The 12,786-nt window shown below is 65.6% G+C and carries 13 protein-coding genes; 9 read left to right on the top strand and 4 right to left on the bottom strand.

Annotation, left to right across the window (positions count from 1 at the left end):
- Positions 1 to 293: L-serine ammonia-lyase, iron-sulfur-dependent, subunit alpha (locus ACFO0G_RS17390; RefSeq protein ID WP_376979197.1), on the top strand; the 293-nt coding region annotated here is incomplete at its 5' end.
- 58 nt (positions 294 to 351) lie between these two features.
- On the opposite strand, the gene ACFO0G_RS17385 is transcribed toward ACFO0G_RS17390, so the two are convergent.
- The gene (locus ACFO0G_RS17385; protein WP_286401958.1) at positions 352 to 897 is read right to left on the bottom strand and encodes a TspO/MBR family protein; all 546 of its coding nucleotides are present in this window, start codon (positions 895 to 897) and stop codon (positions 352 to 354) included.
- 121 nt (positions 898 to 1,018) lie between these two features.
- Between ACFO0G_RS17385 and ACFO0G_RS17380 the strand changes: the two genes are divergently transcribed.
- The 3 genes from ACFO0G_RS17380 to ACFO0G_RS17370 all read left to right on the top strand — a co-directional run bounded on the left by ACFO0G_RS17380 (position 1,019) and on the right by ACFO0G_RS17370 (position 5,153).
- A complete protein-coding gene (locus tag ACFO0G_RS17380) occupies positions 1,019 to 2,152 on the top strand; it encodes a lipid II:glycine glycyltransferase FemX (RefSeq protein ID WP_376979194.1) in 1,134 nt (377 codons plus the stop codon).
- A gap of 134 nt (positions 2,153 to 2,286) precedes the next feature.
- Complete coding sequence (locus ACFO0G_RS17375; protein ID WP_376979192.1) at positions 2,287 to 3,603, top strand: peptidoglycan bridge formation glycyltransferase FemA/FemB family protein; 1,317 nt, start codon at positions 2,287 to 2,289, stop codon at positions 3,601 to 3,603.
- 62 nt (positions 3,604 to 3,665) lie between these two features.
- Positions 3,666 to 5,153, top strand: coding sequence for a threonine/serine exporter family protein (locus ACFO0G_RS17370; RefSeq protein ID WP_376979190.1), 1,488 nt, complete (start codon positions 3,666 to 3,668; stop codon positions 5,151 to 5,153).
- Between the two features lie 44 nt (positions 5,154 to 5,197).
- Here the strand turns inward: ACFO0G_RS17370 and ACFO0G_RS17365 are convergent, their stop codons facing one another.
- Together ACFO0G_RS17365 and ACFO0G_RS17360 are read right to left on the bottom strand one after the other, a co-directional pair.
- On the bottom strand, positions 5,198 to 6,037 hold the full coding sequence (locus ACFO0G_RS17365) for a siderophore-interacting protein (protein WP_376979188.1): 840 nt from the start codon (positions 6,035 to 6,037) through the stop codon (positions 5,198 to 5,200).
- A 14-nt stretch (positions 6,038 to 6,051) separates the two neighbouring features.
- A complete protein-coding gene (locus ACFO0G_RS17360; protein ID WP_286401971.1) occupies positions 6,052 to 6,822 on the bottom strand; it encodes a uracil-DNA glycosylase in 771 nt (256 codons plus the stop codon).
- Between the two features lie 95 nt (positions 6,823 to 6,917).
- Here ACFO0G_RS17360 and ACFO0G_RS17355 point away from each other — a divergent pair, with 95 nt between their 5' ends.
- The 5 genes from ACFO0G_RS17355 (at position 6,918) to groL (ending at position 11,338) form a co-directional block, all read left to right on the top strand.
- A complete protein-coding gene (locus tag ACFO0G_RS17355; protein WP_376979186.1) occupies positions 6,918 to 7,247 on the top strand; it encodes a DUF3263 domain-containing protein in 330 nt (109 codons plus the stop codon).
- A 49-nt stretch (positions 7,248 to 7,296) separates the two neighbouring features.
- Positions 7,297 to 7,932, top strand: a complete 636-nt coding sequence (locus ACFO0G_RS17350; protein ID WP_286401977.1) for a LytR C-terminal domain-containing protein — start codon at positions 7,297 to 7,299, stop codon at positions 7,930 to 7,932.
- Between the two features lie 6 nt (positions 7,933 to 7,938).
- Positions 7,939 to 8,145, top strand: a complete 207-nt coding sequence (locus tag ACFO0G_RS17345) for a cold-shock protein (RefSeq protein WP_286401980.1) — start codon at positions 7,939 to 7,941, stop codon at positions 8,143 to 8,145.
- Entirely contained in the window at positions 8,145 to 9,413 is a 1,269-nt protein-coding gene (locus tag ACFO0G_RS17340) for an ABC transporter substrate-binding protein (protein WP_376979211.1), read from the top strand. The genes ACFO0G_RS17345 and ACFO0G_RS17340 overlap by 1 nt, the downstream gene beginning before the upstream one ends.
- A 290-nt stretch (positions 9,414 to 9,703) precedes the next feature.
- Positions 9,704 to 11,338, top strand: coding sequence for a chaperonin GroEL (gene groL / locus ACFO0G_RS17335; protein ID WP_142131065.1), 1,635 nt, complete (start codon positions 9,704 to 9,706; stop codon positions 11,336 to 11,338).
- Between the two features lie 79 nt (positions 11,339 to 11,417).
- Here the strand turns inward: groL and ACFO0G_RS17330 are convergent, their stop codons facing one another.
- On the bottom strand, positions 11,418 to 12,737 hold the full coding sequence (locus tag ACFO0G_RS17330; protein WP_376979182.1) for an ABC transporter substrate-binding protein: 1,320 nt from the start codon (positions 12,735 to 12,737) through the stop codon (positions 11,418 to 11,420).
- Positions 12,738 to 12,786: the final 49 nt, after the last annotated feature.

Genomic DNA, 12,786 nt, shown 5'->3' with positions numbered 1-12,786 from the left:
TGGGCGGCACCCCGGCGCAGGTGGAAAACGCGGCCGAAATCGCGATGGAACACAACCTGGGCCTGACCTGTGACCCGATCGGCGGGCTGGTCCAGGTCCCGTGCATCGAACGGAACGCGATCGCCGCCGCGAAAGCGATCAACGCCGCGAAAATGGCCCTCTGGGGCGACGGCACCCACCGGGTTTCCCTCGACGAAGTCATCATCACCATGCGCGAAACCGGCAAAGACATGAGCGACAAATACAAGGAAACCGCCATGGGCGGCCTCGCCGTCAACGTCGTCGAATGCTGACAGCGGCCGCCGCGGTGGAAGAACAGGCTGACGGGCGCAGCCGATGTTCGGCCGGCAGTTAGTTGTGTGCTGCCGCCCACCAGTTCAGGCTGGCGGCGAACACCAGCCATGAAATGTAGGGGAGCAGGAGCAGCCCGGCGGTCCGGCTGATGGGGCCGAAATATAAAACCGTGACGGCGACGGCGGCGATCAGGGCAAGGATGACGACCAGTCCCAGCCACAGGGCTGCCGTGCCGAGGGCGGGGTACAGGGCAAAAAATGCAGGGGTCCAGGCGAGGTTGAGGACCAACTGGAGGACATAGACCGCCATGGCCGGCCGGGTCCGGCTGGTCCGTTTCCGCCACACCAGCCAGGCAGCCACAGCCATCGCCGTGTAGAGGACAGACCAGACCGGACCGAACACGCCGTTCGGCGGGGACCAGGGAGCCTTGTCCGCAGTCGCGTACCAACCGGTGACGTTGGCCGCCGACGCCAGCCCGCCCAACGCTGCCACCACCAGGGACGCCACCAGGAACCCGAAAAGCGCAGCGACCTGAACCCCGGCGCTGTACGGCTGCCTGCCGGTGCCCGCAGGAGCGGTTGTCTCTTCCCCATCCGGCCTCATACCCCAACCCTTGTTGAACGCCCCGAGGCCCGTCAAGACGGCGTCCGGCAGCGTGAGACTGGCCATGCCGGCCGGGTCGGGGAAAAGCCGGGAGCGCGTCAGGCTTTAGACTTGAGGCTGCATGTCCGCACGCATCCAGAAGTACCGAAACCGCGCACAAACCCGATTGGACACGGCCCCCTTGCGAGAATTCACCGCACGTTTTGCCACAGCCGAGGAAATTGAGAACTGGGACAAGCACGTCACGGCCAACCCGAACGGCGGCAACATGCTGCAGTCGGCCGCCTATGCATCAGTCAAGAACGGCAGTGGCTGGAGAGTCCGGTTCCTGGTGCTGGAAGGCGGCGGAAACTCCAGCTACAACCTGGTGCTGGAAAAGCGCTTCCCTGTCCTGGGACGGCTTTGGTACCTCATCAAGGGTCCTGACCTGGCGGACGCGGCGGACCTGCGGCCCGCCCTCGAAGCGTGCGCGGCCTTCGTCCGAAGCAGCAAACTGAACGTTTTCACCATCAAGGTGGAGCCGGACATCATCGATTCCGGAGATGCGCAGCGGGAGCTGCAGGCGGCCAAGCTGGTCAAAGCGCCCAACATCCAGTCCAACGACTCCACCGCCCTGCTGGACATCTCCGGCACCGAAGAGGAAGTGTTCAAAGCCATTTCCTCCCGCGCCAGGAATGCAGTCCGGCGGGCCGAGAAGGAGGGCTGCCAGGTGGTCCGGCAGGAGCCGGGACCCGAAACCTACCGCGCCCTGTACGACCTGATGGCGAACACCGTCAACGCCAAGGGCTCTATGCCCCTCCGCAGCTACGACTACTACGCACAGTTCTGGGACGAGTTCTGCAACCGCGGCCAGGGCAACTTCTTCTTCACGTATGAGGACGGGAAGCCCAGCGTCGGCGCGTTCGTCATCAACTACGGTGCCAAGGCCACCTACAAGGATGGTGGCTCCACCCAGAACCGCAAGCAGTACGGGGATTCGCACCTGGTGCAGTGGACTGCCATCAAGCGGATGCAGGAACTCGGCTGCACCGAATACGACTTCTGCGGGACGCCGCCGGCTGCGCGCATCAAGGACAAGACCCACAACCTGTACGGCATGGGGATGTTCAAGACCAGTTTCACCAAGACGGTCACCGACTTTGTGGGCTGCCATGACTACGTGCTGTCCCCGCTCCGGTACCGGCTCTGGTCCAACGGGGGAGAAAAGGTGTTCCGCCGGATCGAAACCGCACGCACCGGCCAACAGTTTTACTGACCGCAGCCACCAGGGCTGCAAATCCAGCGCACCCCTGCAGGCAAGCCACCCCTGCCGCGAACACAGTCCGCCTAAACACCCTCAATACAGTGCGGCCAACCAAGGCCGCGAAGAGTCGAGAAGAAGGTCACCCCTTGAATACAGTTTCCGCCGCTACCGGGCTTGAATACGCCAACCTCAGCGACGCCGACTTCGAGGCCTTCGCCCTGAAGCATCCGCAGAACAGCTTCCTGCAGTCCATCGACTTTGCCCGCTTCCAGCGTGCCCGCGGCCAGCAGGTGGAGCTCTTCGGGGTCCGCCGCGACGGCGAGCTCGTGGCCGCCGGAAAGCTCAACTTCACCACCACCCGGCTGGGCTACACCGTCTGTGAATGCGCCAAGGGCCCCCTCATGGACTACACGGACCGGGACCTGGTGGGTGCCGTCGTCGAACTTCTCCGCAAGCACGCGGCAGGGCGGAAAGCTGCCGAACTGCGGATCTCGCCCAACATCCGGTACATCGCCCGGGACGCCGACGGCGCGGAGCACCCAGACATCGAGGACAACCGCCCACTGGTGGCCGACCTGGAGCGAATTGGATTCCAGCACCAGGGCCTGGACATGAACTTCGTGAACGTCAACTGGATGTTCATCAAAAACCTCGTGGGCATCCAGGACGCCGAGGAACTGATCATGGGCACCAGCTACCGGACCCGGAAAGCCATCCGGAAAGCCGAAAAGAACGGCGTCTTCCTGGAGCAGGCCACCCTGGAAACACTGGATGATTTTTACGGCGCCCTGAGCCGCGCCGGTGACGAAAAGGGCTTTGTCTACCGCGAACGCGCCTACTACGAGCACCTGCTCCGCACCACGTCGCCCGAATTCACCAAGCTCATGATGGCCAAGATCGACATTCCGGCCTACCGCAAATCCATTACGGAGCGCCTGGCCGAGGAATCGGCCACCGCGGCCGACCTCCGCCGCGAGGTGGAGGAAACGGGCAGCAAAAAGAAAGCCAACCGGCTCAAAGTGGTCCAGGACCTGGTGGACAGCTACGAGCGGAGCCTGAAGGACATCGAACGCTTCCCCGACTCCGTAGGGACCGCCACCGTGGCCGCCATCCACTTCGTCTGCTACGGCGACGAGGTGGTGTGCGTCATCGGCGGCACCGTCCAGGACTACATCTACTTCAACGGTGCAACCTCCCTGTACTGGGGGATGATGCTGCACGCGCTGGAGAAGGGGTACCCCCGCTACAACTTCTACGGCACCTTCGGCATCTCCGGGCAGGACGAGGAAGGCCACGGCGGCTACGAATTCAAGAAGGGATTCGGCGGCGAAGTGGTCCAGCTGGTGGGCGACTTCGTCCTGCCGGTGCGGCCCGCAGTCTTCCACGCGAACCGGGTAGCCAGGGCCGCCGCTGGCGCCGCCCGTACCATCCTGGGGAAGCTGCCCCTGAAGCGCGGAGCCTGACCGGCGCACCACGCACCAACAACCAACCACGCATCAACCACGCGTCCAGGGAGGAAGCGGGCATGACTGACCGGCCCGAACGGCCACGGACCAGGCCTAATACAGAAGGCCTGCCCAAGACGGAACCGCTGACCCCTGCACAGATCCGGCAGGACGCCGCTGCCCGGCGCATGCTGCGCCGCCTGGTCCAGGGCGAAAACCCGCCCACGGCCCCGCTGAGCATCGTGGACCGGCTGGCGGGCAGCCCGTATGCCAACCCCACCATCCAGGTGGGCGGCGTGGACACCTCCGCCCGCAAGACCCTGGACTTCGCCCTTCACCTCGCGGAGACCATGTTCCGCTACGGTGCCGGCGCCCTGGAAGTGGAAACCAGCATCATTGCCGTCACTGCCGCCCTGGGGTTGAAGAACATCGAGGTGGACATCACTAACCAGTCCGTCGGCATCAACTACGCGCCCAAGGACCAGACCCCCATCGCACTGCTGCGCGTGGTGCGCTCCTGGACCAACAACTACGCAGGCCTGGCGAAGGTGCACCAGCTGGTCACGGACATCGTGGCCGGCGGCGTAGGCCGCGACGAAGCGATTCGCAGGCTCAATGAGGCCATCACCAGCCCCAAGCCGTACCCGCGCTGGATGGTCACGGCCGCGTTCGGTGTTTTCGCTGCCGTGTTCGTGGGAGTGCTAGGCGGCGGTCCGGTGTCCTCGATCATCGCGTTTGTGGCCAACATCGGCATCAGCCTGCTGGCCAGGCAGCTGGGCCGGTGGCGGGTGCCGGACTTCTTCATCACCGCCAGTTGCTCGTTCGTGGTCACCATCCTGGCCCTGCTGCTGTGGCAGTTCGGATTGACCGCCTCGCCGTCCATCGTGGTGGTGGGCGGCATCCTCCTCCTCCTGCCCACCGGGCGCCTGGTGTCCTCCGTGCAGGACGCCATCAACGGCTTCCCCGTGACGGCGGCGGGACGGTTCCTGTCCACGCTGCTGACCTTCGGCGCCATCGTGGCAGGAATCGCCGTTGCCTTCGTGGTGGGGGAGCTGACAGGGCTGCAACGCATTGACGTCACGCAGACGTTCCCGCCTGCCTACGATCTCTGGGTCCTTGTCGTCTTCGTGGCCGCGGCGGTGATGGCCATCGGCATCACCGAACAGACCACGTGGAAGCTGCTGCTGCCCACGGCGGCCGTGGGCGTGGCCGGCTACCTGGTGCTGCTCGGCTGCGGTTTGCTGGGGATCGGCGACCGGTTCTCACCGGCCATCGCGGCCGTCGTTATTGGCCTGCTGGCCAGGGTGGTGGCCCTGCGGATGGGCGCGCCGCAGCTGGTGGTCGCTGTACCCGCGGCGCTGATCCTGCTGCCGGGCCTCACAATTTTCCGTTCCATGTACGTGCTCACCGTTGAAGAAGCCGAGATCCTGGCCGGCGCCGGAGGGATGCTCAGTGCCGGGGCCATCGTGCTGGGCACGGCCGGCGGCATCGTCCTGGGCGATGTCCTGGCCCGTCCACTCACCCGCAGCCTGGCCAGCAACGAGCGCCGCCGGGCCCGCCGCCGCTAGCGTGGTTCCGGCGCCGCTAACCCAGGCGCCGCAGCTTGCGGGACCTAGATCTGGCCGACCGGCAGCTTCTTCTCGGCCTGGAACACATCCTCCACGCGGCCCTGCGCCCAGTATCCGGACAGGGACACCTGCCGGCGCTCCAGGCCGCGCTGTTTGAAGAACACCTCGCGCAAGGCCTTCATGTACCCGCGTTCGCCGTGTGCAAAGACGTCCACGGTACCGGCCGGCCACTCGGCGTCCGCCACGGCGCTGACCAGCAGGTCGCCGGAACCTGCCGGTGCCCCGTTGCGCGGCAGCCAGGTGATGTTCAGCCCGGCAGGGGCGGAAATGGGCTGGATATCGGCCTCGGAGCCGACCTCCAGGAAGGCCAGCCCCGTTGCCTCGGCCGGCAGCGACTCGATGCAGGCAGCGATGGCAGGCAGGGCCGCTTCATCCCCGGCAAAGAGGTACCAGTCAGCGTCCGGGTTGGGGTTGAAGGCGCCGCCGGGGCCGGTGAAGGTGAGCGTGTCGCCCGGCTGGGCGTTGGCCGCCCACGGTCCGGCGAGCCCTTCGTCGCCGTGGACCACGAAGTCGATGGCGAGCTCCCGGGCCTCCGGGTCCACCCAACGCAGCGTGTAGGTGCGGGTGAAGGGCCACAGCTCGCGCGGCATGGTTTCGCGGATGGCCCAAAGGTCAAGGGGGGAGGGGTACTGGACGCCGGGCTGTGGAAACACGATTTTCACGTACCGGTCCACAAACCCGTTGTTCGTGAAGTCGCTGAAGCCCTCGCCGCCGGCCACGATCCGGACCATGTGCGGCGACAGCTGCTCCTTGCGCAGCACCCTCAGGTTGACCTGAGGGCGGCTCTTCTTGGTGGCGCTGGTGGCGGCAGGGACAGTGCTCATAAGGCAAGCCTAAGCTAGGGCGACGGCGGCAGTTCCCAGGTTACGTCCAGCGCACCTTGTTCCCGCAGCAGTTGGTTAACGCGGCTGAACGGCCGGGAGCCAAAGAACCCGCGCGAAGCAGACAATGGACTGGGGTGGGCGCTGCTGACAGCGGGCGCTCCGGCCAGGAGCGGCCGGACGCCCTCGGCCTCCTTGCCCCACAGCACCGCCACCAGCGGCATCCTGGACCCGTCCGCAGCTGTGCGGTTCGCCAGCGCGGTGACTGCCGCCGTCGTAATCTCCTCCCAGCCCTTGCCGCGATGGGAACCCGCCGCCCCCGCCCGGACCGTGAGCACCCGGTTCAGGAGCAGTACGCCCTGGTTCGTCCAGGCCGACAGGTCGCCATGGACACGCGGCGGAATGCCCAGGTCCGATTCCAGCTCCCGGTAAATGTTCACCAGGCTGCGGGGAAGCGGCCGGACGTGCGGCTCGACGGAAAACGACAGCCCGACGGCGTGTCCCGGCGTGGGGTAGGGGTCCTGCCCGACGATGAGCACCTTCACATCCGCCAGGGGCTGGCGGAAGGCGCGCAGGACGTTCGACGGCGGCGGGAGGATCTGGTGCCCGGCGGCCTCCTCTGCAGCAACGAAAGTGAGCACCTTCCGGAGTTGGCCTTCCACGCCGTGGAGGGCCGCGGCCCAGTCGGCTGCCATGAGCTCCGCGAGCGGGAGCTCGGCCAGGTCCGCGAAGCTGATGGCGTCCGCCGGTTCCTGCTGCAGCTCGAACAGCGCATCCGATTCAAACATCGTTCCATTGTTGCAGGCACTGCAAATGACACCCGTGTTATTCGGCCGGTAGCATGGGTGTAAGACATTGGCCGTAACCAGCGAAGGAGTGCGCCGTGGCGGAACCGGCCCGGGAACACCTGCCGGAGCACGATCCAGGGAAGTCCCTCCTGGCGGATTTCACCCTCCGCGAGTCCTCCCTTTCCGAGCGCGAACAGCAGATGCTGGCCCTGGAACGGCAGTGGTGGAAGTATGCGGGGGCCAAGGAACAGGCCATCCGCGAGCTGTTCGATCTCTCCGCAACCCATTACTACCAGCTCCTCAACGCGCTGATCGACCGCGAGGATGCCCTGGCCCACGATCCCATGCTGGTGAAGAGATTGCGTAGACTACGTACGTCGCGCCACCGTGCACGCACCGCCCGGCGCCTGGGATCCGACGCTTAGACGCCCAGGCCGGGACAACAGCCGCAATCAACAAGGATGTCCTTCCACCATGACCAGATACGCCCGCGATGAATTCGACAAGGTCCCGGAGGCCGCGTCGCGACAAGGTGTCCACCGGACGGCTACGGCCCCGTCCCGCGTGCGGCTGTGGCCCATCCTTGCGGTGGGCGTTGCGGCCCTGGCCATTGGACTGGTCTCCTTCCTGATCCTTCCCAAGCTCGGCTTCAACACCACCGCCAGCCAGGCGTCGGCAACCGTTGAATCAGCCCCGCTGGCCGGAACCGGATCCACCCCTTCGCCCACCCAGTCCTCGTCTGCACCGGGGTCCGTCCCGGTGCCGTCCGCGTCGGCCGTACCAACCCAAAGCAGCGAGCCCGAGCCCACCGCTTCCGCCAGCCAGCAGGCCGTCGTCGACAAGACCCAGGCAGTGGCCGTCTACAACGCTGCCGGCACGGCAGGGCTGGCCAGCCGCGTGGGGGGCACGGTCCAGGCTGACGGCTGGCGGCTCGGCCAGGTAGGCAACTGGTCCGGCGCCCCGCAAAAGTCCTCCGTGATCTTCTATGCCGGCCCGCAGCAACTGGCCAGCGCGCAGGAGCTTGCAGGACTGTTGAACATTCCCACCGTGGTGAACAGCACCGAATTCCAGGTACCGCTCGTGGTTGTGCTCGGCCCGGGTTACCGGTAGCCGCGCATGGCACTGGGAACCGTGAAGTGGTTCAACGCTGAGAAGGGCTACGGCTTCATCACCGTTGACGGCTCCGGTGATGACGTCTTTGTCCACTGGTCTGCGGTCCAGGGGGAGGGTTACCGCGCCCTGGCTGAGGGCCAGCGGGTGCAGTTGGACATTGGCGAGGGCGAAAAGGGCCCGCAGGCAGAAAACGTCCGGCCCGCGCAATGATGCCGGCTCACCGCTCCCCAGTCCGCGTCCGCGCAGCGCTTGCCGCGTCCCTGGCGGGCCTCCTTTCCATGACGGCCTGCGCCGGCACCGGCGGCAACGCCAGGACAGAGCCCGCGGAGGCTTCGGGCGACGGCGTCCTCCGGGTGGGCCTGATCCTTGACAACACCGGCGACAACGCCTTCCTCAACGCACCCCAGCTGGCGGCCGCCAAGGCAGCCATCCAGGACATCAACGCCGCCGGCGGACACAAGGGCCGGCCCGTGGAGCTGCTTCCTGTGCACCCGGACCAGGACACCGCAGCCCAGGCCAAGGACCTGGCGGCTGCCAAGGCGGACGTAGCCATTGGACCCACCGACTCCAGCCATGCAACCCCCGCCGTGGACATCCTGTCCCGCGCCCATGTGCCGCTCATCTCCCCGGCCAACACCGCTGCCGGCCTCTCCACCAGCGCCAGCGGAGGCTACTATTTCCGGACGGCCGCAGCCGACGTCGCACAGGGGCCCGTGCTGGCAAAGCTCGCAAAAGACGCCGGTGCCGCCAGCATCAGCGTGCTGTACCAGCAGGGTGCCTACGGCAAGGACCTGTCAGCCGCCGTCACCGATGCTGCCCAACAGTCCGGACTCAAGGTCCTGCCCGGGACGGGCTTCAAGCCGGGGGATGCCGCCGAAGCCGCGCGCTCTGCCGCCAAAGCCACGCCGGACGCCGTCGTCCTGGTGGCCCGCGACGGCGCGCAGGGCGCATTGGCCGAACTCCACAATGCAGGGGTCAGCGGTTCGAAGGTCATCCTCAGCGACGGTGCCTTCGCCCGCTACGGATCTGCGCTGCCGTCCCGGGCCCTCGAAGGCGCGCGCGCCGTCATCCCGGGCCAGCTCCCCACGGCAGCCTTCCAGGGCAAACTGCTGGCGGTGGACCCCTCCCTGAAGGACGTCTCTTACGCTGCCGAAACCTATGACGCAGTGACGCTGGCGGCCCTCGCAGCGGCCCGGGCGCAGGATGACGCGGGCCGGTCGATTGCCGCGAACCTCATTCCGGTCTCCGGCGGAACGGCGACCTCCGGGGCAGGCACGCCGCAGGCTCCGTGCCTGAGTTACAAGGAGTGCCTCGGCGGCCTCGCCGCCGGCCCGGACATTAATTACGACGGCGAATCCGGCCCGGTTGCCTTCGACACCAACGGGGACATCACCACGGCCGCCTTCTCCGTCTTCACCTACGGGGCGGACAACAACCCCACCCCCACGGGGCACGAAACAGCCGGACACTCCGGCTGATCGCCCTGGGCGAAGCGGCTGCGACAAGCGCCTTGTCCGGCGTCTTATCGCTTGCACTCTCACCTGGGGAGTGCTAATTATTGAGTTAGCACTCTGACGTACCGACTGCTAAAGCAAAGCCTGGTTTCGGCCGGCGGCGCCCTGCACCGGTCGAGGAGCGAAAGAAACACCTCACTTCAGTGAGATCCCCACGCGGAGGCATACAGAGGCCGCCGTCAAAGGATCGTCCGTCGCGGGCACTGCAGCGAAGGTTCATTCTTAACGACTGTCCCGAAAGGACTACTGCCGTTATGGCCAAGATCATTGCATTTGATGAAGAGGCACGCCGCGGCCTTGAGCGTGGCCTGAACACCCTCGCCGACGCCGTTAAGGTCACCCTCGGCCCGCGTGGACGCAACGTCGTCCTCGAAAAGAAGTGGGGCGCCCCCACGATCACCAACGATGGTGTTTCCATCGCCAAGGAGATCGAGCTGGACGATCCCTACGAAAAGATCGGCGCCGAGCTGGTCAAGGAAGTTGCCAAGAAGACTGACGATGTTGCCGGTGACGGCACCACCACCGCCACGGTTCTGGCACAGGCACTGGTCAAGGAAGGCCTGCGCAACGTTGCCGCCGGCGCCGACCCGCTGTCCCTCAAGCGCGGCATCGAGAAAGCCGTTGACGCCGTCACCGCCGAGCTGCTGAACTCCGCCAAGGAAATCGAAACCAAGGAAGAGATCGCCGCCACCGCGTCCATCTCCGCCGGTGACGACGAGATCGGTGCCCTCATCGCCGAAGCCCTGGACAAGGTGGGCAAGGAAGGCGTCATCACGGTCGAGGAGTCCAACACCTTCGGCCTGGAGCTCGAGCTCACTGAAGGCATGCGCTTCGACAAGGGCTACATCTCCGCCTACTTCGTCACCGACGCCGAGCGCCAGGAAACTGTCCTCGAGGACCCGTACATCCTGATCGTCAACTCCAAGATCTCCAACGTCAAAGAACTGGTTGCTGTCCTGGAAAAGGTCATGCAGTCCAACAAGCCGCTGCTGATCATCGCCGAGGACATCGAGGGCGAGGCCCTGGCCACCCTGATCGTGAACAAGATCCGTGGCACCTTCAAGTCTGTCGCCGTCAAGGCTCCGGGCTTCGGTGACCGCCGCAAGGCCCAGTTGGCCGATATCGCCGTCCTCACCGGCGGCCAGGTCATCTCCGAGGAAGTTGGCCTCAAGCTGGAGAACGCCGGCCTGGAGCTCCTGGGCCAGGCCCGCAAGGTTGTTGTCACCAAGGACGAGACCACCATCGTCGAAGGTGCCGGCGACGCCGACCAGATCGCCGGCCGCGTTTCCCAGATCCGCGCCGAGATCGAGAACTCCGACTCCGACTACGACCGCGAGAAGCTTCAGGAGCGCCTGGCCAAGCTGGCCGGCGGCGTTGCAGTCATCAAGGCCGGTGCCGCAACCGAGGTTGAGCTCAAGGAACGCAAGCACCGCATCGAAGACGCTGTGCGCAACGCCAAGGCTGCAGTTGAAGAAGGCATCGTCGCCGGTGGCGGCGTGGCCCTGATTCAGGCTGGCGCCAAAGCGTTCGCCAACCTTCAGCTGTCCGGCGACGAAGCAACGGGCGCCAACATCGTCCGCGTTGCCATCGACGCCCCGCTGAAGCAGATCGCCTTCAACGCCGGCATGGAGCCCGGCGTGGTTGTCGACAAGGTCCGCGGCCTGCCCGCCGGCCACGGCCTCAACGCAGCAACCGGTGAATACACCGACCTGCTGGCAGCCGGCGTCAACGATCCCGTCAAGGTGACCCGCTCTGCCCTGCAGAACGCGGCTTCCATCGCCGGCCTGTTCCTCACCACCGAAGCAGTGGTTGCTGACAAGCCGGAGAAGGCTGCTGCTCCTGCCGGCGGCGACGACATGGGCGGCATGGGCGGCATGGGCGGCTTCTAAGCTTCCCGGCCGGGATTCCCTCCCGCCAACAGAAAAATGCGGCTCCCTCCTGGTGAGGGGGCCGCATTTTTGCTGCGGATTACTTTCGGGCTGAATCCAGCATTCCCTGGACTTCCTTCGTGAAGGCTTCGGCGGCCGCCTGGGGCGTCAGCCGGTCGTACAGCACTTCATCCGTGTAGCGCTTGATCACGTTCTGGACGCTGCCCGCACCCACCGGCGGTACCGGCGGCGCATCCTTGATTTCCGGGGCGATGTCCTTCAGGAAGTTGACCACCGTGGTGTCAGCCGGCTTCAGCGAGGGCGTGATGGCGGCGACGATATCGCTGTTGGTGGGCACGCCCCTGTCCGTCATGAGAATGGCGCCGGCCTCCGGGCTGTTGGTGAGGTAGTTGATGAACTCTGCTGCCTCCTTGGGATGCTTGGAACGGGAGGAAGCGGACCAGAACATGGTGGGTTTGTAGTACATGCCGTTCTTGGCAGCAGCGCCGTCCACACTCGGGGCGCGCAGCATCTTGATGCTGCTTCCGGTGGTGGCTTCAAGCGAGCCCAGCTGGTTGGTCCACCACCATGCCATGCCCACCCGGTTGGTGCCGAAGAGGCTTTGCTCGAGGCTCGCCCCTGCGTCTTCCGTCGCGACGTTGGCCGGTGGGCTGGCCTTTGAGTCGCGCTGGTCCTTGAGCCGCTCCCAGAAGGAGGCGGCCGTGGCGGCCTGGAAGTCGAGCTTGCCGTCCTCTGAGTACAGGTTTTCGCCGTGCTGGCGGAGCCAAATGATCAGGTCGGCCTCGTTGCTGCCGTATGCCGCTCCATAGTTCTTACCGTCGCCGGCGGCGCTGATCTTCGCGGCCGTGTCCGTGAAGTCCTTCCATGTCCAGGTCTTGTCGTCGGGAAGGGGAACGCCTGCCGCTTCAAACACCTTGGTGTTGGCCATGATGACATAGGCGTTCTGACCGGTGCTCAGTCCGTACTGCGCGCCACTGTACTGGCCTGATGCGAGTGCCTCCTTGTCCAACTTCGACGTGTCGATACCGTTCTGCTTGGATAGGTCCAGGAGCGCGCCGCGGCCGCCGTATTCGGCAATGTACTTTTGGTCCATCTGGATGACATCGGGCGCATCGTTGGCGGCGGTCTTGGTTGCCAGTTTGTCCCAGTAGCTGGACCATTCGCCTGGCTCGGTCTTGATCTTGATGTTTGGGTGGGATGCTTCGAACGCGGCGATTACCTTGTTTGTCTGTCCGTTCAGGTATTCGTTGCCCCACCAGGTGAACCGCAGGGTCACCTGACCGTTGTCGCCGGACCCGCCGGATCCGCCGGCGGCGCCGCAGCCCGTGGCCAGGATGGATAGAGCCACAGCCGCAGCGCCAAGCTGAAACCTCCGGCGGCTTACTACTGGAATCGTCATTGATGTTCCCTTCGGTTGGTTTCTTCGCTCCGTGGCAGCCTTAGGTGAC

It is taken from the genome of Arthrobacter sedimenti, assembly GCF_042652025.1.
In the GTDB taxonomy this organism is placed as follows: Bacteria; Actinomycetota; Actinomycetes; order Actinomycetales; family Micrococcaceae; genus Arthrobacter; species Arthrobacter sedimenti.
This window is presented reverse-complemented; position numbering and strand designations above follow the sequence as displayed.

Bases quoted from the DNA above. Each gene is read 5' to 3' on its own strand.
- ACFO0G_RS17385 (WP_286401958.1), bottom strand. From the start codon at position 897: ATGAGGCCGGATGGGGAAGAGACAACCGCTCCTGCGGGCACCGGCAGG.
- ACFO0G_RS17360 (WP_286401971.1), bottom strand. From the start codon at position 6,822: ATGTTTGAATCGGATGCGCTGTTCGAGCTGCAGCAGGAACCGGCGGAC.
- ACFO0G_RS17370 (WP_376979190.1), top strand. From the start codon at position 3,666: ATGACTGACCGGCCCGAACGGCCACGGACCAGGCCTAATACAGAAGGC.
- ACFO0G_RS17380 (WP_376979194.1), top strand. From the start codon at position 1,019: ATGTCCGCACGCATCCAGAAGTACCGAAACCGCGCACAAACCCGATTG.
- ACFO0G_RS17345 (WP_286401980.1), top strand. From the start codon at position 7,939: ATGGCACTGGGAACCGTGAAGTGGTTCAACGCTGAGAAGGGCTACGGC.
- ACFO0G_RS17330 (WP_376979182.1), bottom strand. From the start codon at position 12,737: ATGACGATTCCAGTAGTAAGCCGCCGGAGGTTTCAGCTTGGCGCTGCG.
- ACFO0G_RS17350 (WP_286401977.1), top strand. From the start codon at position 7,297: ATGACCAGATACGCCCGCGATGAATTCGACAAGGTCCCGGAGGCCGCG.
- ACFO0G_RS17340 (WP_376979211.1), top strand. From the start codon at position 8,145: ATGCCGGCTCACCGCTCCCCAGTCCGCGTCCGCGCAGCGCTTGCCGCG.
- groL (WP_142131065.1), top strand. From the start codon at position 9,704: ATGGCCAAGATCATTGCATTTGATGAAGAGGCACGCCGCGGCCTTGAG.
- ACFO0G_RS17365 (WP_376979188.1), bottom strand. From the start codon at position 6,037: ATGAGCACTGTCCCTGCCGCCACCAGCGCCACCAAGAAGAGCCGCCCT.